We start from the raw sequence: 18,057 nt of genomic DNA on the forward strand, positions 1-18,057 counted from the left end.
CTTCCGAAGAAGGGTTTTTCACGTCTGCGCGGTTTATCAGATATCGATGTTCGCCGCCTTCAGGGCGTTCTCTTCAATGAACGCACGACGTGGCTCCACCGCATCGCCCATCAGCGTGGTGAACAGCTGATCGGCCGCGATAGCGTCTTTGATGGTCACGCGCAGCATGCGACGGCTGTCCGGGTCCATGGTGGTTTCCCACAGCTGATCCGGGTTCATCTCGCCCAAGCCTTTATAGCGCTGTACCGACAAGCCGCGGCGTGACTCTTTGACCAGCCACTCAATCGCTTGCTCAAAGCTGGCCACCGGCTGACGACGATCGCCACGCTCAATGTACGCATCTTCTTCGATCAGGCCGCGAAGTTTCTCGCCCAGCGTGTAGATTTTACGGTACTCGCCGCCATCGATGAATTCGCTATCCAGCGCATAATCGGTGTCCACGCCGTGGGTGCGCACCCGCACCACCGGTTCAAACAGCTGCTGCTCGCTGTTTTCACGCAGCACCGCCATGTAGGTGCTGCCGTGTGCTTCACGCTCGTTGAGATACGCCACCAGCGCATTCAGCCAGCCCTCTACCTCAGCACGGTCGGTCAGCGCCTTCAGCGTTGGGTGATAAATCAACGCGCGCAGCAGCGCCATCGGGAAGCGGCGCTCCATGCGTTTGATCATCTTCTGCGTACTGTTGAACTCCGCCACCAGGTTTTCCAGCGGCTCGCCGCCGAGCGCGGGGGCGCTGGCGTTAGTGTGCAGCGTTGCGCCATCCAGGGCGATCGCAATCTGATACTGATCCATCGCTTCATCATCTTTGATGTACTGCTCTTGCTTGCCTTTTTTCACTTTGTAGAGCGGCGGCTGCGCGATGTAGACGTGGCCACGCTCGATGATTTCAGGCATCTGACGGTAGAAGAACGTCAGCAGCAGCGTGCGGATGTGTGAGCCATCAACGTCCGCATCGGTCATGATGATGATGCTATGGTAGCGCAGCTTATCGGGATTGTACTCGTCACGACCAATGCCGCAGCCAAGCGCGGTAATCAGCGTGGCGACTTCCTGCGACGCGAGCATTTTGTCGAAGCGCGCTTTCTCTACGTTGAGGATTTTTCCCTTCAGCGGCAGAATCGCCTGGTTTTTACGGTTGCGGCCCTGTTTAGCGGAGCCGCCTGCGGAGTCACCCTCCACCAGGTAGATTTCTGACAGCGCCGGATCGCGCTGCTGGCAGTCCGCCAGTTTGCCCGGCAGGCCTGCGAGATCCAGTGCGCCTTTACGACGCGTCATTTCACGGGCGCGACGAGCGGCTTCGCGCGCGCGCGCGGCATCAATGATTTTGCCCACGACGATTTTTGCGTCGGTAGGGTTCTCCAGCAGGTATTCGCTCAACAGCTCATTCATCTGCTGCTCAACCGCGGATTTCACCTCGGAAGAGACCAGCTTGTCTTTGGTCTGCGAGGAGAATTTCGGGTCCGGCACCTTCACCGATACCACGGCAATCAGGCCTTCACGCGCATCGTCACCGGTAGCGCTGACTTTGGCTTTTTTGCTGTACCCTTCTTTGTCCATATACGCATTCAGCGTACGGGTCATCGCCGCGCGGAAGCCCGCCAGGTGCGTACCGCCGTCGCGCTGGGGAATGTTGTTGGTGAAGCAGTAAATATTTTCCTGGAAACCGTCGTTCCACTGCAGCGCCACTTCCACGCCAATGCCGTCTTTCTCGGTAGAGAAATAAAACACGTTGGGGTGGATCGGATTTTTGTTGCGGTTGAGGTACTCAACAAACGCTTTGATCCCGCCTTCGTAGTGGTAATGGTCCTGCTTGTCGTCGCGCTTGTCCTCCAGGCGAATGGAGACGCCAGAGTTCAGGAAGGACAGCTCGCGCAGGCGCTTAGCCAGAATCTCGTATTCGAAGTCGGTGACGTTAGTAAAGGTGTCATGGCTTGGCCAGAAGCGCACGCGGGTACCGGTGGTCTCGGTATCGCCGGTCACGGCGAGCGGTGCCTGCGGCACGCCGTGCACGTAAGTTTGCTGATGCACTTTGCCGTCGCGACGGATGGTCAGCTCCAGCTTTTGTGACAGCGCATTGACCACGGAAACACCCACGCCGTGCAGACCGCCGGAGACTTTGTAAGAGTTGTCATCAAATTTACCGCCTGCGTGCAGCACGGTCATGATGACTTCAGCAGCCGACACCCCTTCTTCCGGGTGAATGCCGGTGGGAATACCACGACCATCATCCTGAACGGAAACGGAGTTGTCTGCATGGATGGTCACCTGGATTTCACTACAGTGACCGGCGAGTGCTTCGTCGATTGCGTTATCCACGACCTCGAATACCATGTGGTGCAGACCGGTGCCGTCATCCGTATCGCCGATGTACATGCCCGGGCGCTTGCGTACCGCATCAAGCCCTTTAAGGACTTTGATACTTGAGGAGTCATAAGAATTCGACATCAACGTTTCTCGCTCATTTAATCTTCAGGTTGAACCGCTATTTTACCCTGTTCCACGCGGAACATCTTGCCCTTTTCGTCGCTCATGTCGATTACATGTTCAACGCCGATGGCGCTAACAAACACCTGTGCCCGCGTGGCTTTGAGCCGATCGGCCAGCAGCCGACGACGGCTGTCATCCAGCTCCGACGCAAAATCATCAATGAGATACAAACAGCGGCGTCCGCTGCTGTTTGTCAGGTATTCACCCTGCGCCAGGCGCAGCGCACACATCAGCAGCTTAAGCTGACCGCGTGAGAGTAAATCTTCTACCGGCGTGCCGTCCGCACGAATGCGAAAATCGGCTTTATGCGGGCCGCTGGCGGTGTAGGTGAGCGCGCGGTCGCGCTCGAAGTTGCGCGCCAGCAGTTCCGCGTAGTCGCTCTCTTTATCCCAGCCGCGCTGAAAAGAGAAAGAGAGCGCGAACTCAGGTAAAAACTGACTGCAGGTCGCCACGATCTCTTTGGCGATCGCGGCACTGTATTCGGCGCGCCACTGACTAATTTGCTCTGCCAGCGGCACCAGTTCCTGATCCCAGGGACGCAGCTGGCCATAGTGCGATACCTGGCGCAGGGCCGCGTTGCGCTGCTTAAGCAGACGGCGCAGATTGCTCCAGGCCAGAAAAAAGCCTGGGTAGGCATGGAAGCAGCCCCAATCAACGTAAGCTCGTCGATACTTGGGGCCGCCGTTAAGCAGCGTAAACCCTTCGGGCGTAATCAACTGCATGGGCAACAACTGCGCCAGCTCGGCCACTTTGTGCCCGTCACTGCCGTCAATGCGCACTTTGCTGTCGCCCGCGCGGTTTTTGGTTAGGCCCACGGACAGGTCGCGCTCGCGGCCTTCAATGCGGCCATGCAGGACAAACGCATCCTGCTCATGACGGATCACGCGGCCGGCTTGCAAGCTGCGAAACGCACGCCCGTGGCCCAGCGTGTAAATCGCCTCCAGCACGCTGGTTTTGCCGCTGCCGTTAGCACCGACCAAAAAGTTAAAGCCCGGCGCTAGCTGTAAATCGGCCTGCTCAATATTGCGGAAATCTTTAATCAGGAGGCGGGTTAAAGCCATGAATCAATCCAGCTGCGCATTAAGAAGGGAGTGTTCACCTCACCCTGTTATTCAGGGCGTAAACGGCGAAGCCAGTTTGCACACGGCCAGCGCGCAGCCCCTGAAGCATACTGAAGTATGCTTCCAGGGACGAGCGCTGCCCGGGAGCAAAATAGCGAGTAAGTTAGCCCGCTAAACGATCACAAGCGCATCGGCATGACGACATAGGCTGCGGCAGGGCTTGCCACGTCCTCAATCTGCACGCTGGACACAGAGTCGGTAAGCAGCAGGCGCACATTCTCGCACTTCAGCGCATTAAGCACGTCCAGCACATAGCTGACGTTGAAGCCGATCTCTAATTCGGTGCCGCTATAAGACACGTCCAGCATCTCCTCGGCTTCTTCTTGCTCCGGGTTATTTGCCGTTATCTTAAGCTGATTTTCGGTAATATAGATGCGAACGCCGCGGAACTTCTCGTTCGACAGGATCGCCGCACGGGCAAAAGCCTGCTTGAGCAGATCGCAGCCGGCTTCCAGCACCTTGTCGGGATTTTTAGGCAAGACGCGCCGGTAATCCGGGAAACGTCCGTCCACCAGCTTAGAGGTGAAGATAAAATCACCCACGTGCGCGCGAATATTGCTGCTGCCAATTTGCACCCGCAGCGGCGTCTCACCGCCATCCAGCAGACGCACCAGCTCAATAACGCCTTTACGCGGCACAATCACAGAATGGCTAGGCAGCGCCTGACCAATCGGCATTGAGCAGACCGCAAGACGATGACCATCGGTGGAAACCGTGCGCAGCTCCTCGCCTTCCGTCTCAAACAGCATGCCGTTGAGATAGTAACGAACGTCCTGATGCGCCATGGAAAACTGGGTCGCTTCAATCAGACGTTTCAGCGTGGCCTGTGGCAGCGTAAACTCGACGTCGCTTTGCCAGTCATCCAGGTTCGGGAAATCGCTGGCGGGCAGCGTTGAGAGCGAAAAGCGGCTGCGGCCAGAGCGCACCAGCATGCGATCGCCTTCCAGCATCACGCTGATCTCTGCCCCTTCGGGCAATCCGCGGCAAATATCGAGAAATTTTCGTGCAGGCACGGTGGTGGCACCGGGCTCATGCGCCTGGGTCAGCGCCACGCGCGCGACCATTTCCATTTCTAAATCGGTGCCGGTAAGCGACAGCGTACCGTCATTCACCTGCAGCAATAAGTTGCCCAGAATGGGCAGCGTCGGGCGTCCGCCAAGCGGACCGCTTACCTGTTGCAGGGGTTTTAGCAACTGCTCACGTTCAACAATAAATTTCATAAGCGTCAGGAAGATAAAGTTCGAATGAGGTTAGAGAAATCTTCTTTGATGTCGTGGCTCTCTTCACGCAGCTGCTCAATTTTCCGGCAGGCATGAAGCACGGTAGTATGATCGCGGCCACCAAACGCATCGCCGATCTCCGGCAGGCTGTGGTTGGTTAACTCTTTGGCCATCGCCATCGCCATTTGGCGCGGACGGGCTACCGAGCGCGAACGGCGCTTCGAGAGTAAATCCGCCACTTTGATTTTGTAATATTCCGCCACCGTTTTTTGGATGTTATCAATGGTGACCAGCTTCTCCTGCAGCGCCAGCAGATCGCGCAGGGCTTCACGCACAAAGTCGATAGTAATCGCGCGGCCGGTAAAGTTAGCGTTCGCGATGACGCGGTTCAATGCCCCTTCAAGCTCGCGCACGTTAGAACGCAGGCGCTTGGCGATAAAGAACGCCACTTCACCCGGCAGACGGATGTCGTTTTCATCGGCTTTCTTCATCAGGATGGCCACGCGCGTTTCCAGCTCAGGCGGCTCAATGGCGACGGTCAGTCCCCAGCCGAAGCGGGATTTCAGGCGATCTTCTACACCATTGATCTCTTTTGGATAGCGGTCAGACGTCAGGATAATCTGTTGGTTGCCTTCCAGCAGCGCGTTGAAGGTATGGAAAAACTCCTCTTGAGAACGCTCTTTGTTGGCAAAAAACTGAATGTCATCGATCAGCAGTGCGTCAACGGAGCGGTAATAACGCTTAAACTCCTCGATGGCGTTGTTTTGCAGCGCTTTTACCATGTCCTGAACGAAACGCTCGGAGTGCATGTAGACCACCTTCGCGTTGGGTTTGCGCGCAATAATGCCGTTGCCCACCGCATGTAACAGGTGCGTTTTCCCTAACCCCGTGCCGCCATAAAGGAATAAAGGGTTATACGCACCGCCAGGATTGTCCGCCACCTGACGCGCCGCCGCGCGGGCCAGTTGGTTAGATTTACCTTCAACGAAGTTATCGAAATTGTGACGATTATTGACATTAGAACGGTAAGTGACGTCGGCGGGTGCCGGTACAGAATCCCAGCTAGGACGAACCGGCGGCGCCGGTGCCGGACGCGGTTCCGCTGGCGCAGGCGCCGCGACGCTGCTGGCCATAGCCGGTTGCGCCACAGGTTGTTGAGCCACCGGGCGCGTGCCCACTTCAAAACGCAAAAGCGGTACGTTCGCACCGCAGAACTCATTCAGCAGCCCGTTGATACTATTGAGGTATTTATCCCGAACCCAGTCGAGTACAAACCGATTTGGTGCATACAAGGCCAGCGTATTGTCGTTTAATTCAGCCTGTAGCGGACGAATCCACATACTGAATTCGGTGGCAGGAAGCTCATCCTGCAAACGGGCAAGACACTGTTGCCAAAGCGTAAGTGACACGGCGGACTCCACTCGTACAAAATCGATAAGAATTTAGGCGCTAATAATAGAAACTGTCTTTTTTGACACAGGCGGTCAGAAAGCGCCTGCGACCGCTATTTGCGGTAGTCTCCGCTGGCGATCGCGGGAAGGATCGTTAGCGGAAGGGCGGATCATAGCGCAAAGCGGCACAGAGATCTTCCCTTTCTACACAGTTTTGCTGCAATTTATCCACAGGCTGCTCAGGTGCCAATGAGTTTACGCCGTCTGGCGAAAAAGCAGGCCAGGATCTTGCTGAAAGCGGCAGATTTTACGCTTGCATCGCACTTTTTAATGTGGATCGCGCCGACGCGATCGCAAGAAGATCCTGGACGATCCTTGCGCTTTCCTTTATTGCCCGTATAATTCTCCACCCGGCATTGGTTCGTAGGGTCTTGATGCCCGGAATAAGTGGGCTGTATCCGGGTTTTCCAGGCACTGCGGCAAGCGAAGTAAATTGACTCTGGACTGTACAATTATTACAATCCCGCCTCTTTATTAAAGACACATTGAGGCGTCGGTCCTTTTACTGGCCAGAAAACGCGTCACCCAGTGAAATTTTTCAAGTTTAGGTAGAAATCGCCATGAAACGCACTTTTCAACCGTCCGTACTGAAGCGCAACCGTTCACACGGCTTCCGTGCTCGTATGGCAACAAAAAATGGTCGTCAGGTTCTGGCACGTCGTCGTGCTAAAGGCCGTTCTCGTCTGACCGTTTCTAAGTAATAAAAGCTAACCCTCGTGGTTAAGCTCGCATTTCCCAGGGAGTTACGCTTGTTAACTCCCGCTCATTTCACTTTCGTCTTCCAGCAACCTCTTCGGGCTGGCACGCCGCAAATCACCATCCTCGGCCGCCTAAATTCGCTGGGGCATCCCCGCATCGGTCTTACCGTCGCCAAAAAGCATGTGAAACGCGCGCACGAACGCAACCGGATCAAGCGATTGACCCGTGAAAGCTTTCGTCTTCGTCAACACGAACTGCCGGCGATGGATTTTGTGATCGTGGCAAAAAAAGGGATTGCCGACCTTGATAACCGTGCGCTGACGGAAGCGTTGGAGAAATTATGGCGTCGTCACTGTCGCCTGGCGCGCGGCTCCTGATCGCCTTGATACGCGTTTACCAGCGCGTCATCAGCCCACTGCTGGGACCCCATTGCCGGTTCCATCCCTCCTGTTCGCAGTATGGGATTGAGGCCTTACGCCGCTTTGGCATCATAAAAGGCAGTTGGTTGACGTTAAAACGCGTATTAAAATGCCACCCTTTGAACCCGGGTGGCGACGATCCTGTGCCGCCAAAAACCTTTGATACCAGAGAACATTAACGATGGATTCGCAACGCAATCTCTTTCTCATCGCTTTTCTGTTCGTGTCTTTTATGATCTGGCAAGCCTGGCAGACGGACCACGCTCCGCAGCCACAGCAAACTCAGACCACGCAGAACACAAGCAGCACAGCGGGTGATGCCGCCACTTCCGGCGTGCCGGCCAGCGGCCAGGGCAAAACGATCACCGTTAAGACAGATGTCCTGTCACTCAACATCAATACGCGCGGTGGCGATATTGAACAAGCACAGCTGCTGACCTACCCGGACAAGCTGGGTTCTGATGCACCGTTCCAACTGCTGGAAACCACGCCGGCGTTCGTTTACCAGGCGCAGAGCGGCTTGACCGGTCGTAACGGCCCGGATAACCCGAACAATGGCGCACGCCCGCTCTATACCACTGCTCAGGATCACTTTGAGATGGCCGATGGCCAGAGCGAGCTGCGTGTCCCGCTGACCTGGACCGGAGAAAACGGTGTGGTTTACACCAAAACCTTCGTGTTCAAGCGCGGTGAATTTGCGGTAAACGTTGACTACAACATCAACAATGCCTCTTCGCAGCCGCTGGAAGTGGCGATGTTTGGTCAGCTGAAGCAGACCATTGATCTGCCTAAGCACCGTGACACCGGCAGCAACAATTTTGCCCTGCACACCTTCCGTGGTGCCGCTTACTCCACCAGCGAGGCAAAATATGAAAAGTATAAGTTCGACACCATCGCAGATAACGAGAACCTGAACACCACCACCAGTAACGGCTGGGTGGCGATGCTGCAGCAGTACTTCGCGACGGCGTGGGTACCGCGCACGCAGGGCAACAACACCCTGTATACCAGCAACCTCGGTAACGGTGTGGCGGCAATTGGTTATAAATCAGCGCCGGTCAGCATTGCGGCGGGCGCCCAGCAAGACCTCGGCGCGACGCTGTGGGTTGGCCCTGAAATCCAGGACAAGATGGCGGCCATCGCGCCTCACCTCGATCTGACCGTGGATTACGGCTGGCTGTGGTTTATCTCTCAGCCGCTATTTAAATTGCTGAAATTCCTGCACAGCTTCATCGGTAACTGGGGCTTCTCCATTATCGTGATCACCTTCATCGTGCGTGGCATCATGTACCCGCTGACTAAAGCGCAGTACACCTCGATGGCCAAAATGCGCATGCTGCAGCCAAAAATTCAGGCGATGCGTGAACGTCTGGGTGATGACAAGCAGAAGATGAGCCAGGAGATGATGGCGCTGTACAAAGCGGAGAAGGTCAACCCGCTGGGCGGCTGTCTGCCACTGGTTATTCAGATGCCTATCTTCCTGGCGCTCTACTACATGCTGTCAGGCTCGGTTGAACTGCGTCATGCGCCGTTTATCCTGTGGATTCACGATCTGTCCGCGCAGGATCCGTACTACATCCTGCCGGTGATCATGGGCATCACCATGTTCTTCATTCAGAAGATGTCACCGACCACCGTGACCGATCCGATGCAGCAGAAGATCATGACGTACATGCCGGTTATCTTCACCGTGTTCTTCCTGTGGTTCCCGTCTGGTCTGGTGCTGTACTACATCGTCAGCAACCTGGTGACCATTCTCCAGCAGCAGCTGATTTATCGCGGCCTGGAAAAACGCGGTCTGCACAGCCGAGAGAAGAAGAAAGCATAACGCCCCGCACCACGCTGCAGGACGTATAATCAAGGGCGACATTTATGTCGCCCCTTTTTTTTCACGTAATAGAGAACCACACCATGAGCCACAGCGACACGATCGTTGCCCAAGCTACGCCTCCCGGCCGCGGCGGCGTGGGCATTCTGCGAATTTCCGGCGCCCGTGCGGCAGACGTCGCGCAGGCGGTATTGGGCAAAGTGCCGAAGCCGCGTTACGCCGACTACCTGCCGTTCAATGATGCGGAAGGCAGCGTGCTGGATCAGGGTATCGCGCTGTGGTTCCCTGGCCCCAACTCCTTTACCGGTGAAGATGTGCTGGAACTGCAAGGCCACGGCGGACCGGTGATTCTCGATCTGCTGCTGAAGCGCATCGTGGCGCTGCCGGGTTTACGCATCGCCCAGCCGGGGGAATTTTCCGAGCGTGCCTTCCTCAATGACAAACTGGACCTGGCGCAGGCAGAAGCCATCGCCGACCTGATTGATGCCAGCTCAGAGCAGGCCGCGCGCTCGGCCGTGAACTCGCTACAGGGTGCTTTTTCGCTGCGCATCAATACGCTTGTGGAAGCACTTACTCACCTGCGCATCTATGTGGAAGCAGCGATTGACTTCCCTGATGAGGAGATCGACTTCCTCTCGGACGGCAAAATTGAAGCACAGCTGAATGCGGTGATCGGCGACCTGAATAACGTCAGGGCTGAAGCGCGTCAGGGCAGCCTGCTGCGCGAGGGGATGAAAGTCGTTATTGCGGGTCGTCCCAATGCGGGTAAATCCAGCCTGCTGAATGCATTGGCTGGGCGTGAAGCGGCGATTGTCACGGATATTGCGGGCACCACGCGCGATGTGCTGCGCGAGCATATCCACATTGATGGCATGCCGCTGCACATTATTGATACGGCTGGCCTGCGTGAAGCCAGTGATGAAGTGGAGCGCATCGGGATTGAGCGCGCGTGGCAAGAGATTGAGCAGGCCGATCGCGTGCTGTTTATGGTGGACGGCACGACCACCGCCGCCACCGAAGCCGCCGACATATGGCCAGATTTCGTGGCGCGACTGCCGCGCGAGCTGCCTATCACCGTGGTGCGTAACAAAGCGGACATGACAGGCGAAACGCTCGGCTTAACCGAAGTAAATGGCCACTCACTTCTTCGGCTTTCAGCGCGGACTGGCGAGGGCGTTGAGACGCTGCGCGACCATCTGAAGCAAAGCATGGGCTTCGCCGGCAATATGGAAGGCGGTTTCCTGGCGCGTCGCCGCCACCTTCAGGCGTTGGAGCTTGCCGCCACGCATTTAGAACAGGGTAAATCACAGCTGCTCGGCGCATGGGCGGGCGAACTGCTGGCGGAAGAGCTGCGCCTGGCGCAGCAAGCGCTGAGCGAGATCACCGGCGAGTTCACCTCAGACGATCTGCTGGGCCGGATTTTCTCCAGTTTCTGTATCGGCAAGTAGCCCATCCCCGCCGTTCTCCGCGGCGGGAAACATGCATCTTTGTTATTTTGCGCCCTCTCGTGTTTGCAGTATAACGGTGGAGCGTCGAGGCGAAAGCGCTTCGGCTCACGTCACCACTTATACAGAAGAATCAGGCGGATATCGTCGCCAGACAGGAGAAGGACATGAGTACACCGCTCGACAGTGCGGCGCTGAACGCGCTGTTTAATGACGCCCGCACCCACAGCCACTGGCAGGAAAAGCCGGTCTCAAAAGATCTGCTGGCGCAGCTCTATCAGCTGACCGCACTCGGCCCAACGTCGGCCAACTGCTCACCAGGCCGTTTTGTTTTTGTCACCTCGCAGGCAGGTAAAGAGAAGCTCAAACCCGCTCTCTCTTCAGGCAACGTCGACAAAACAATGTCCGCGCCGGTCACGGTCATCGTCGCCTGGGATCCGGAATTTTACGAAGCGCTGCCCACGCTGTTTCCCTTTGGTGACGCCCGCAGCTGGTTTACCAGCAGCCCCGAATTGACAAAAGAGACGGCGTTTCGCAATAGCAGCCTGCAGGCGGGTTATCTGATTCTGGCGGCGCGCTCGCTGGGGCTGGATGCCGGCCCGATGTCCGGATTTGATCCGGCGAAAGTCAATGCGGCATTTTTCAGTGACAATAAATGGCAGGTTAACGTCTTGATAAATCTGGGTTATGGCGACACAAGCAAACTGCATCCGCGTCTACCGCGTCTGCACTTTGATCAGGCGACGAAATTCGCCTGATGCCGAGCGCGCCGGAGCGAATCCGGCGCCGCGAAAAGATTATTCACCCAAGCGGTGAAAACCACTGTTGAAGTAGATCATCGGCGCGGCGGCTTCACCGGGCAGCGCAATGCCCACAATACGCGCCATCAGTACGCTGTGCGTATGCCACTCCGCGACCTTCTCCAATTGACAATCAAAGCTGACCAGCGCGTCCGCCAGAATGGGCGCACCGGTGTTCAGCGTCTGCCACTCTCCCTGCTGGAACCGTTCGGCGCGGCGTGCAGACTGGCTAAACTGCGCACAGAGATCGCTGTGGTGCTCACGCAAGACGTTAACGGCAAAGTGTCCTGCGTTGATAATGGCATCATGACTGGATGCACTGCGATTCACGCACACCAGAAGACTTGGCGGCTCGGCGGCCAATGAACTCACGGAAGTGGCGATCAGGCCGACTCTCTCCTCACCCAGCGCAGTCGTCACCAACGAAACGCCCGCACTCAGGCGACGCATACCGTGACGAAATTCATCCAGAGTGATCGATTCCGGGTGAGTAGATGGCGTAACTGACATATAAAAACTCCGGCGTGCCTGTACGGCGAAAAGCGCGTGCGGCGTAAGGTGAATGAAAGTGCGCACGTCAACGTGCTGTTTACTTGTGCAAATCCTACACCACATCACGTTATTCAGCATCTATTCAACGGCCATTTACTTGCTATAACCCACCGCGCCGCGTTCAGCGTTGTCTGAATTTGCGCGCTTGATGATAACGCCAGATGCAAAATCATGAGAAAATTCCTACAATACGCCTGATGATTATCTGACCATTTTCACGGAGCGACAGATGGCTAGTCATTTTGTACGTTGTACGGGCGATGCCCTTTGCAGCACAGTGCAGCGCTTACCACAGGATGTGCTCAACCGCGCCCGGGCGCTGCCAGAAAAGCGGCGCAAACGGTTTCTTATTGCGCGCCAGCTGCTGGCGCAGCTGATGCAGCGCATTTACGGTATCCACGAACTTCCCGCATTGACCACCGGCCCCAACGGCCGCCCGCGCTTTATCGATACGCAACTGCCCGATTTCAGCATCGCCTATGCCGGCAATACCATTGGCGTCCTGCTGGCAGACGAAGGCGGTTGCGCTGGACTGGATATGGAGATCGTTCGCGCTCACAGTCGCCAGACGCAGGATGCGTTGACGCATGGCCTCTCCTCGGGCGAGAAAGCATGGATCAACGCGCAGCAGGATTTTATGGAAGCGGTGACGCAGCTTTGGACGCTGCGCCAAAGTATTCTGAAATTAAGCGATGACGCTCAGCACAGCACCTTACAGCTGCATCCCGCAGCGGGTCGTCTGCGCTCCAGCGTCTTACCTGATGTTCAAGCGGTGTGTGATGCCGAGCCGACGCTGGTGTGGTCGTGCGCCCTCTCGCCCAGTGCGGAGCGGTTAAACCTGTGGGAAATCGATGCGCAGCAGCAATGGCAGCCGCTGCACGAGGTGGAGATGAGCAAACCCAAACTGGGGCCGCGCTCGCTACGCCTCACCAGTTTGGTCTCGGTGCCATCCGCCGCGCCTTATTGCGCGGCGTATCCTACACCGCCTTTAATGTGCGTCGATAAACGCGATTTTTAGTACAAACAGCAGCGCCACCACCACCACACACGGGCTGATTTCACGCCAGCGTCCGGTGCCGAGTTTCATGACGCAGTAGGCAATAAAGCCCAGGGCAATGCCTTCGGTGATAGAGAAGCTGAAAGGCATCATCGCCGCCGTCACAAAGGCCGGTACCGACTCGGTGAGATCGTCCCAGCGCACGCGTGATAAAGAGGCGGTCATCAGTACGCCGACGTAAATCAACGCCCCGGCCGCCGCATAGCCAGGCACCATTGCGGCCAGCGGCGACAGGAACGTCACCAGCAGAAACAGCACGCCTGTGACCACCGCCATCAAGCCGGTGCGCCCGCCGATCGCCACGCCAGAGGAGCTCTCAATGTAGGCGGTGACCGATGAGGTACCCACCAGCGAACCGGTGACCGAGCTGATGCTATCAACGTACAGCGCCTGCTGCATGCGCGGGAACGTGCCGTTTTTATCGGTCAGACCCGCTTTATCCGTAACGCCAATCAGCGTGCCGGAGGAGTCAAACAGGTTGACCAGCATAAACGAGAAGATCACCCCCGACATGCCGATGTTGAAAGCGCCTTTGATATCCACCTGGCCCACCACCGAGCCGATCGCGGGCGGCGAGGCGAACACGCCACTGAAAGTGACATCACCGAGCAACAAGCCAATGCCCGTCGTGATCACGATTGAGACCAGTACCGCCGCGTGGATATTGCGTGAAGCCAGAATCGCGATGATAAAAAAACCCAGCGCACCCAGCAGTACGCTGTGCGAGGTCAGATTACCGATGGTCACGAGGGTGTCGGCATTCGGCACGATAATACCGGCATTTTTTAGTCCCATCAGGGCGATAAATAGCCCGATCCCGGCGGTGATCCCCACGCGCAGGCTGAGAGGAATATTGGCGATCATCCAATAGCGCACGCGCAGCAGCGTGAGCAACAGCAGTCCCAGCGCGCCCCAAAAAATCGCGCCCATGCCGATTTGCCACGAATACCCCATTGCGCCTACCACCACAAAGGCAAAAAAGGCGTTCAATCCCATCGCTGGTGCCAGTGCCACCGGTAAATTGGCCACCAGCCCCATGAGAATGCTGCCAAAAGCCGCAATTAAACAGGTGGTCACGAACACCGCGCGCGTATCCATGCCTGCCGCGCCGAGAATCTGTGGATTAACAAAGACGATGTACACCATGGTCAGGAACGTCGTGCAACCCGCAATCATTTCTGTACGTGCGGTCGTGCCGTGTTCCTGCAGTTTGAAAAGGCGCTGTAATAAGCCGGGATTGGTCATTTCGCTGTTCCGCTGAAAAATTTATCGCCGCGTATCCTATAGAGTTTGGCGCGGCAAAACACGGAATTTTCGCAACCGGTTGCCTGGGGTCGCTTTCTGCGCTCAGTGCGCTAGAGTGTCAGATCATTGTTTCTTAAAAGGATGCTGTGCGATGTCCATTGAATGTGTGTTTTTCGATTGCGATGGCACGCTGGTCGACAGCGAAGTGCTGTGTACGCAAGCCTACGTCAATACCTTTGCTACCTACGGCATTACGCTCTCGCTGCAGGAGATGTTTGAGCGCTACAAAGGGGTAAAACTGTATGACATCGTGCGTGATGTGCTCGCAGCGCATCAGCGCGAGTTACCGCTGGAAGAGGTGGAAACCGCCTACCGCGCCGAAGTCGCGCGCCTGTTTGATCGTGAGCTTAAGCCCATCGCCGGTGCCAACGCGCTGGTGAGCCAGATACGTACGCCGATGTGCGTGGTCTCGAACGGCACGGTAAAAAAGATGCAACACTCGCTGGGGTTAACCGGCATGCTGCCTTACTTTGAGGGGCGTCTGTTTAGCGGGTATGACATCCTGCACTGGAAGCCCGATCCCGAGCTGATGTACCACGCCGCAGAGCAGATGCAGGTGCCTATTGAGAAATGCATTTTAGTGGACGATTCCGAAGCGGGCGCGCGCGCCGGTATCGCTGCTGGCATCGCCGTATTTTATTACTGCGCCGACGCACACAATCCCGATCTGGATCATCCGCTGGTCACGCGTTTCGACAATATGGCCCAGCTGCCTGCTTTATGGCGCGCACGCGGCTGGAACCTGTTGAAATAAGGAGCTCGCCCGCTGAGGGCGAGCCGGACGGCTCAGCCAATCGCGCCCAGCGCATCCTCTTTGCCCTGTTTCCGCGGCAACAGGAACAGCGTGGCGACAATATCCAGAAGATAGATCAGCGCCAGCAGCGTGATCGCAGCGTTGAACGCGATGCTGCTCGCCAGCATCCCGATAACCAGCGGGCCGAAACCGCCCACGCCACGCCCCAGATTAAACAGCACATTCTGCGCCGTGGCGCGCGCCTGCGGCGGGAAGGTGTCGGAAATCAGCGCCCCGTAACCCCCAATCATGCCATTCACAAACATCCCCATGATGGCGCCGGTAAAGAGCATCACGGTGGGATCGCGCAGCTGCGCGTAGATCACTACCATCGCCACCGCGCCAAACTGATACAGCAGAAAAATCTTCCAGCGCGCAAAGCGATCGGCTAGCAGGCCAAACAGCCAGATGCCAAATGTCATGCCCACCACGGTAACGGCAGTCCACAGTCCCGATTTCGTCAGGCTAAAGCCAAAATTGGCGGAGAGGTAGCTCGGCATCCAGATCATCAGGCCGTAGTAGCCAAAGTTCTGCACCGAGCAGAGAATAAAAATGCCGAGGCTGGCTTTACAGGTGGCGCGATCGGCACACAGCAGCCGGAAACGGGCGCGGAAGGAGAGCGGCGGTGCGCTTTGCACGTGGCGCGTGAACGCTTCCGGCTCGCCCATGCTGCGGCGAATCAGAAACGATACCAGCGCGGGCAGCAGCCCAACCAGAAACATGCCGCGCCAGCCAATTACGTTCAGCAGCGGCGGGGTAATAAACGCCGCCAGCAGTACGCCGAGCTGCCAGCCGATGCCCACCCACGCCGAAGCGCGGTTGCGTTTCTCTTTCGGCCAAGCTTCCGCAATCAGCGCCATGCCGATGCCAAACTCACCGCCCAGCCCCATGCCTGCCAGCGTCCGATACGCCAGCAAATCCCAGTATCCCTGCGCCACTGCGCACAGGCCGGTAAACAGGGAAAACATCAGGATCGTCACGGTGAGCATGCGAATACGACCAAAGCGGTCGCTAAGTTGGCCAAACACGATGCCGCCCACCACGGCGCCAATCAGCGTCCAGGTCACCAGCGATCCGGCCTGGGAAGGGTCGAGCATCAGCGAGACGCTGATCGCTGGCAGCATAAAGCCGAGAATAAGCAGATCAAAGCCGTCCATCGCGTAGCCGCTGATGGCCGCAACCATCGCTTTTGCTGGCGTAACGGCTGTTTTCGTTGTGTTGAGAGGAGACATGTCACAGCACCTGGCAGGAAAAGATGCGCCAAGTATAAAGAGAGGGGACCCTACGCACTAATCAGAATTGATGATGGCTGCCTGCTTCACCCGCGGTCACAGGCAGCCCATGCGGCTATGACAGTGGTTTGTTGCTGCCGTCATCGCCTGACAGCAGTTCGTCCAGCTTATCGCCGCCCACGTGGCGGAAATCCTGTCCCTTCACGAAATAGAAGATGATTTCACAGATATTCTGGCAGCGGTCGCCGATGCGCTCGATGGCGCGCGCGCAGAACAGCGCCGTTAATACGCTGGGAATGGTACGCGGATCTTCCATCATGTAGGTCATCAGCTGGCGCACAATACCTTCGTACTCTTTGTCGACTTTTGAGTCTTCACGGTAAATTTTGATGGCTTCATTGAGATCCATGCGCGCAAAGGCGTCCAGCACGTCGTGCAACATCTGCACGGTATGGTGGCCCAGCGACTCCAGGCTAACCAACAGCGGCAAATGTTGCTGGCTAAACTTCTCCAGCGCGGTACGGCTGATCTTTTCCGCCACATCGCCAATGCGTTCCAGCTCAGAGATGGTTTTGATGATCGCCATCACCAGACGCAAATCGCTGGCGGTAGGCTGCCGCTTGGCGATGATACGCACGCAGGCCTCATCGATCTCCACTTCCATCATGTTGACCTTTTGGTCACCGTCAATGACGCGACGCGCCAGCTCGCCGTCCTGGTTGTGCATCGCGGTAATGGCATCGGTGAGCTGCTGCTCCACCATCCCGCCCATGATCATCACCTGGGTGCGAATGTGCTCCAGCTCGGCATTAAACTGACCGGAGATGTGTTTGTTCAGATTTAAATTATCCATGTGCGTCTCCTGAATCAGCCGTAGCGACCGGTAATGTAATCTTCGGTCTGCTTCTGCGCCGGCTTGGTAAACAACGTATCCGTGTCGCTGAACTCAATCAGTTCACCCAGATACATAAAAGCAGTATGGTCAGAGCATCGCGCCGCCTGCTGCATATTGTGGGTCACGATGACCACGGTGTAATCCTGCTTGAGTTCAGTAATCAGCTCTTCGATGCGGCCCGTTGAGATGGGGTCCAGCGCCGAACAGGGCTCGTCCAGCAGCAGCACTTCCGGACGAATAGCAATGCCACGAGCGATGCACAGGCGCTGCTGCTGGCCGCCAGACAGGCTGTAACCGCTCTGATGCAGCTTATCTTTGGTTTCGTTCCACAGCGCAGCTTTGCTCAGCGCCCACTGCACGCGCTCATCCATATCCGCCCGCGACAGCTTTTCAAACAAGCGTACGCCAAAGGCGATGTTGTCATAAATGGACATAGGGAACGGCGTCGGCTTCTGAAACACCATGCCAACGCGCGCGCGCAGCAGCGCGATATCCTGATGCGAAGCCAGAATATTTTCACCGTCCAGCAGAATATCGCCTTCCGCCCGCTGCTCAGGATAGAGCGAGTACATTTTATTGAACGTGCGCAGCAGCGTGGATTTACCACAGCCTGACGGCCCGATAAAGGCCGTGACCTGGTTTTTGGCAATATCCAGATTAATGTTCTTCAGGGCATGGAACTTACCGTAATAGAAGTTCAGATTACGCACCTGGATTTTATCGGCAGAAGTCGTTGCCATACTCATTGCTCTT

General features: G+C 56.7%; 17 protein-coding genes. 8 read left to right on the plus strand and 9 right to left on the minus strand.

Features of this window, described 5'->3' with window-relative positions:
* Nucleotides 1-36: 36 nt before the first annotated feature.
* The 4 genes from gyrB to dnaA form a co-directional block, all read right to left on the minus strand.
* Nucleotides 37-2,445, minus strand: a complete 2,409-nt coding sequence (gene gyrB / locus LU196_RS17190) for a DNA topoisomerase (ATP-hydrolyzing) subunit B (protein WP_232760735.1) — start codon at nucleotides 2,443-2,445, stop codon at nucleotides 37-39.
* 17 nt (nucleotides 2,446-2,462) lie between these two features.
* Complete coding sequence (recF, locus tag LU196_RS17195; RefSeq protein WP_232760736.1) at nucleotides 2,463-3,548, minus strand: DNA replication/repair protein RecF; 1,086 nt, start codon at nucleotides 3,546-3,548, stop codon at nucleotides 2,463-2,465.
* A 179-nt stretch (nucleotides 3,549-3,727) separates the two neighbouring features.
* The gene (gene dnaN / locus LU196_RS17200) at nucleotides 3,728-4,828 is read right to left on the minus strand and encodes a DNA polymerase III subunit beta (RefSeq protein ID WP_232760737.1); all 1,101 of its coding nucleotides are present in this window, start codon (nucleotides 4,826-4,828) and stop codon (nucleotides 3,728-3,730) included.
* A 5-nt stretch (nucleotides 4,829-4,833) separates the two neighbouring features.
* Nucleotides 4,834-6,237, minus strand: a complete 1,404-nt coding sequence (gene dnaA / locus LU196_RS17205) for a chromosomal replication initiator protein DnaA (protein WP_232760738.1) — start codon at nucleotides 6,235-6,237, stop codon at nucleotides 4,834-4,836.
* A 602-nt stretch (nucleotides 6,238-6,839) separates the two neighbouring features.
* Between dnaA and rpmH the strand changes: the two genes are divergently transcribed.
* The 6 genes from rpmH (at nucleotide 6,840) to LU196_RS17235 (ending at nucleotide 11,428) form a co-directional block, all read left to right on the plus strand.
* Nucleotides 6,840-6,980, plus strand: a complete 141-nt coding sequence (gene rpmH / locus LU196_RS17210; protein WP_003849659.1) for a 50S ribosomal protein L34 — start codon at nucleotides 6,840-6,842, stop codon at nucleotides 6,978-6,980.
* 15 nt (nucleotides 6,981-6,995) lie between these two features.
* Nucleotides 6,996-7,355 carry a ribonuclease P protein component gene (rnpA, locus tag LU196_RS17215; protein ID WP_232760739.1) on the plus strand — a complete coding sequence of 120 codons (360 nt, stop codon included), beginning with the start codon at nucleotides 6,996-6,998 and terminating at the stop codon, nucleotides 7,353-7,355.
* Entirely contained in the window at nucleotides 7,319-7,576 is a 258-nt protein-coding gene (yidD, locus tag LU196_RS17220) for a membrane protein insertion efficiency factor YidD (RefSeq protein WP_232760740.1), read from the plus strand. Before rnpA ends, yidD begins: the two co-directional genes overlap by 37 nt.
* Nucleotides 7,577-7,578: 2 nt before the next feature.
* Complete coding sequence (gene yidC / locus LU196_RS17225) at nucleotides 7,579-9,225, plus strand: membrane protein insertase YidC (RefSeq protein ID WP_232760741.1); 1,647 nt, start codon at nucleotides 7,579-7,581, stop codon at nucleotides 9,223-9,225.
* A gap of 83 nt (nucleotides 9,226-9,308) precedes the next feature.
* Entirely contained in the window at nucleotides 9,309-10,673 is a 1,365-nt protein-coding gene (gene mnmE / locus LU196_RS17230; protein ID WP_232760788.1) for a tRNA uridine-5-carboxymethylaminomethyl(34) synthesis GTPase MnmE, read from the plus strand.
* A gap of 164 nt (nucleotides 10,674-10,837) precedes the next feature.
* Complete coding sequence (locus LU196_RS17235; protein ID WP_232760742.1) at nucleotides 10,838-11,428, plus strand: malonic semialdehyde reductase; 591 nt, start codon at nucleotides 10,838-10,840, stop codon at nucleotides 11,426-11,428.
* A 39-nt stretch (nucleotides 11,429-11,467) separates the two neighbouring features.
* Here the strand turns inward: LU196_RS17235 and LU196_RS17240 are convergent, their stop codons facing one another.
* On the minus strand, nucleotides 11,468-11,980 hold the full coding sequence (locus tag LU196_RS17240; protein WP_232760743.1) for a flavin reductase family protein: 513 nt from the start codon (nucleotides 11,978-11,980) through the stop codon (nucleotides 11,468-11,470).
* A gap of 271 nt (nucleotides 11,981-12,251) precedes the next feature.
* Between LU196_RS17240 and LU196_RS17245 the strand changes: the two genes are divergently transcribed.
* Nucleotides 12,252-13,040, plus strand: coding sequence for a 4'-phosphopantetheinyl transferase superfamily protein (locus tag LU196_RS17245; protein ID WP_232760744.1), 789 nt, complete (start codon nucleotides 12,252-12,254; stop codon nucleotides 13,038-13,040).
* On the opposite strand, the gene LU196_RS17250 is transcribed toward LU196_RS17245, so the two are convergent.
* Complete coding sequence (locus LU196_RS17250; protein ID WP_232760745.1) at nucleotides 13,011-14,324, minus strand: NCS2 family permease; 1,314 nt, start codon at nucleotides 14,322-14,324, stop codon at nucleotides 13,011-13,013. The genes LU196_RS17245 and LU196_RS17250 overlap by 30 nt on opposite strands.
* Before the next feature lie 151 nt (nucleotides 14,325-14,475).
* On the opposite strand from LU196_RS17250, the gene yieH reads away from it, so the two are divergent.
* On the plus strand, nucleotides 14,476-15,138 hold the full coding sequence (yieH, locus tag LU196_RS17255; protein WP_232760746.1) for a 6-phosphogluconate phosphatase: 663 nt from the start codon (nucleotides 14,476-14,478) through the stop codon (nucleotides 15,136-15,138).
* 32 nt (nucleotides 15,139-15,170) lie between these two features.
* Here the strand turns inward: yieH and LU196_RS17260 are convergent, their stop codons facing one another.
* The 3 genes from LU196_RS17260 to pstB all read right to left on the minus strand — a co-directional run bounded on the left by LU196_RS17260 (nucleotide 15,171) and on the right by pstB (nucleotide 18,050).
* Nucleotides 15,171-16,409, minus strand: a complete 1,239-nt coding sequence (locus LU196_RS17260) for an MFS transporter (protein WP_232760747.1) — start codon at nucleotides 16,407-16,409, stop codon at nucleotides 15,171-15,173.
* 115 nt (nucleotides 16,410-16,524) lie between these two features.
* On the minus strand, nucleotides 16,525-17,262 hold the full coding sequence (phoU, locus tag LU196_RS17265; protein WP_232760748.1) for a phosphate signaling complex protein PhoU: 738 nt from the start codon (nucleotides 17,260-17,262) through the stop codon (nucleotides 16,525-16,527).
* Between the two features lie 14 nt (nucleotides 17,263-17,276).
* Nucleotides 17,277-18,050, minus strand: a complete 774-nt coding sequence (gene pstB / locus LU196_RS17270; RefSeq protein WP_232760749.1) for a phosphate ABC transporter ATP-binding protein PstB — start codon at nucleotides 18,048-18,050, stop codon at nucleotides 17,277-17,279.
* Between the last annotated feature and the right edge of the window lie 7 nt (nucleotides 18,051-18,057).

This window comes from Pantoea sp. Mb-10, from assembly GCF_021272205.1.
GTDB lineage: Bacteria > Pseudomonadota > Gammaproteobacteria > Enterobacterales > Enterobacteriaceae > Pantoea.

What these genes read in the sequence shown, in the direction of transcription:
- yieH (WP_232760746.1), top strand. Translation starts at nt 14,476, where the DNA reads ATGTCCATTGAATGTGTGTTTTTCGATTGCGATGGCACGCTGGTCGAC.
- yidC (WP_232760741.1), top strand. Translation starts at nt 7,579, where the DNA reads ATGGATTCGCAACGCAATCTCTTTCTCATCGCTTTTCTGTTCGTGTCT.
- phoU (WP_232760748.1), bottom strand. Translation starts at nt 17,262, where the DNA reads ATGGATAATTTAAATCTGAACAAACACATCTCCGGTCAGTTTAATGCC.
- recF (WP_232760736.1), bottom strand. Translation starts at nt 3,548, where the DNA reads ATGGCTTTAACCCGCCTCCTGATTAAAGATTTCCGCAATATTGAGCAG.
- LU196_RS17235 (WP_232760742.1), top strand. Translation starts at nt 10,838, where the DNA reads ATGAGTACACCGCTCGACAGTGCGGCGCTGAACGCGCTGTTTAATGAC.
- dnaN (WP_232760737.1), bottom strand. Translation starts at nt 4,828, where the DNA reads ATGAAATTTATTGTTGAACGTGAGCAGTTGCTAAAACCCCTGCAACAG.
- LU196_RS17245 (WP_232760744.1), top strand. Translation starts at nt 12,252, where the DNA reads ATGGCTAGTCATTTTGTACGTTGTACGGGCGATGCCCTTTGCAGCACA.
- LU196_RS17240 (WP_232760743.1), bottom strand. Translation starts at nt 11,980, where the DNA reads ATGTCAGTTACGCCATCTACTCACCCGGAATCGATCACTCTGGATGAA.
- pstB (WP_232760749.1), bottom strand. Translation starts at nt 18,050, where the DNA reads ATGAGTATGGCAACGACTTCTGCCGATAAAATCCAGGTGCGTAATCTG.
- LU196_RS17250 (WP_232760745.1), bottom strand. Translation starts at nt 14,324, where the DNA reads ATGACCAATCCCGGCTTATTACAGCGCCTTTTCAAACTGCAGGAACAC.
- gyrB (WP_232760735.1), bottom strand. Translation starts at nt 2,445, where the DNA reads ATGTCGAATTCTTATGACTCCTCAAGTATCAAAGTCCTTAAAGGGCTT.
- rpmH (WP_003849659.1), top strand. Translation starts at nt 6,840, where the DNA reads ATGAAACGCACTTTTCAACCGTCCGTACTGAAGCGCAACCGTTCACAC.
- yidD (WP_232760740.1), top strand. Translation starts at nt 7,319, where the DNA reads ATGGCGTCGTCACTGTCGCCTGGCGCGCGGCTCCTGATCGCCTTGATA.
- mnmE (WP_232760788.1), top strand. Translation starts at nt 9,309, where the DNA reads ATGAGCCACAGCGACACGATCGTTGCCCAAGCTACGCCTCCCGGCCGC.
- LU196_RS17260 (WP_232760747.1), bottom strand. Translation starts at nt 16,409, where the DNA reads ATGTCTCCTCTCAACACAACGAAAACAGCCGTTACGCCAGCAAAAGCG.